Consider the following 2268-nt stretch of genomic DNA (forward strand, 5'->3'; position numbering starts at 1 on the left):
GTGCTGCTGGTGCAGGTGGTGGTGGGGCCCGTTGAATCCGGCGGGTTGCGTCCGGTGGAGGTCTTTGCTCGGCCCGATGTGCCGGGTTCGGAGTGGGTCTCACACGCCGCCGGGCTCATATACGCCGATTCGGTCGGTGTAGCAGCGGAACTCGGTGGCGGGGTGTGGCCTCCGGCAGGTGCCCAGCCCCTAGAGCTAGACGGGTTCTATGAGCAGCTGGCGTCGCGGGGCTACGAGTACGGGGCGTTGTTCCGGGCGGTGCGGGCGGTCTGGCGTGACGGGGACGAGGTCTTTGCCGAGCTGGTGCTCGATAGTTCCCTGGAGACGACGGGGTTCGTGATCCATCCCGTCCTCCTTGACGCTGCCCTCCACACGGTCGGACTGTCCGATGCTGAAACCGCCGACGATGGGTCTGTGCATCTGCCGTTCGCCTGGCAAGGAGCATCCGTGCATGCAGCGAGTGCGGGTCAGGTGCGGGTGCGGATCTCCCCGACTGCGACCGGCGACGGTGTGCGGCTGGTGATGACGGACGCCGCCGGCCTGCCGGTTCTCACTCTGGAGTCGCTGAAAACGCGTCCGGTACCGCTTGCAGAGCTGGAGACCTTGTCAGCCGCCGCAGGCCACACCACCGCAGGACCCCGCTCCTACACCCTCCAATGGGAAAAGACCGTCCTTAGATCTGCTGCGGGTCTCAGCCGCGATCGAGTCGCAGAGATCGACGGTGTCACAGGGCTGGTGCCTTTGCTGAACGAGCCGGACGATCTACCGTCGTGGGTTGTTTTGCAGGTTCCGGGTGCCACTGCGGATGCTCCTGTGGTCGACGGTGGCCGGGTGAGGCAGGCGATCACTTTGGTCCTGGAGGCCGTTCAGGCTTTCCTGACCGATCCCTTGTGGGAGGGGTCCCGACTGGTCGTGGCCACCACCGGCGCGGTCACGGTCACCGAGACCGAACGCGGCGCACTCGACCCAGCCGCCGCCGCCGTTTGGGGGCTGATCCGCAGCGCCCAGAACGAACACCCCGAACGCATCCTCCTCCTCGACCACGACACCGCCAGCGACATCCACGCCGGCCTGTGCACGTCACTGGCCGAACGGGACGAGTGGCAAGCCGCGATCCGCGCGGCACAAGTACTACTTCCACGATTGGCCCCAGCCGCTTCTCCCTCCCCCTCGTCGGGCGAGGTCATAACTGCCGGGTGGGATCCGCAGGGGACGGTCTTGATCACCGGCGGTACCGGAGTCCTCGGCGCACTGATCGCCGAGCACCTGGCGGCAACTGGCCGAACGCAGAATCTGCTGCTGGTCTCCCGTCAGGGCCCAGCAGCTCCCGGTGCCTTCGAACTCGCCGATCGTCTCCGCAACCACGGCGCCCAGGTCGAGATCGCCGCCTGCGATCTGACCGACCGTCAGCAGGCGGCCGCACTCATCACAGCAGTCCCACAGAACGCGCCCTTGACCGCCATTGTCCACACCGCCGGTGTCCTGGACGACGCCGTAATCACCGCGCTGGATCCCGAGCGCCTCAAGACAGTTCTCGCACCAAAGGTCGACGCGCTCGTCCACCTCGACGATCTCACCCGCGAGACCAGTCTCGCGGGCTTCATCACGTTCACCTCCATCGCTGGCGTCACCGGCAGTCCCGGCCAAGCCAACTACGCCGCAGCCAACGCCGCCGCAGACGCCATCACCCAGCGCCGCCACCACGCCGGCCTGCCAGCAACAGCACTGGCCTGGGGGCTGTGGGCGCCCACCAGCGGCATGACCGCCCAGCTCACTCCCACCGACCATGCCCGCATCTCCCGATCCGGCATCCTGCCCCTCAGCGCCGACGACGGCATCCGCCTCTTCGACCAGGCGCTTAACACCACCAACCCCCACCTCATCCCCGCAGCCATCGACCGCACCGCACTACGCAGTCAGGCCACCTACAAACACCCTTCCCCTCTCCTGCGCAACCTCGTCGGCACACCCCGTCGATCCCACGCCACAACCCCCACCCCAGCCGCCACAACCCTTGTCAACCAGCTCGCCGAACTAGACCCCCAACAGCGACGCACTCAGCTGACCAATTTCATCTGTCACCACGTCGCAGCCGTCCTCGACATTAACGACTCCACCAGCCTCACCCCGACACGCGCCTTCCGCGAAATCGGCTTCGACTCCCTCACCGCCGTCGAACTCCGCAACCGCCTTAGCACCACCACCGGTATCAAACTCCCCGCCACCGTCGTCTTCGACTACCCCACCCCCCACGACCTCTCACTATTC

1 protein-coding gene is annotated in these 2268 nt (G+C 66.7%); it reads left to right on the forward strand.

The annotated features are described in order from the left end of the window. Window positions 1-2268, forward strand: a 2268-nt coding sequence (locus tag PV350_RS46165) for a type I polyketide synthase (protein WP_500339257.1), incomplete at both ends; no start/stop codon positions are given.

It is taken from the genome of Streptomyces sp. PA03-6a (assembly GCF_033792765.1).
Taxonomy (GTDB): domain Bacteria; phylum Actinomycetota; class Actinomycetes; order Streptomycetales; family Streptomycetaceae; genus Actinacidiphila.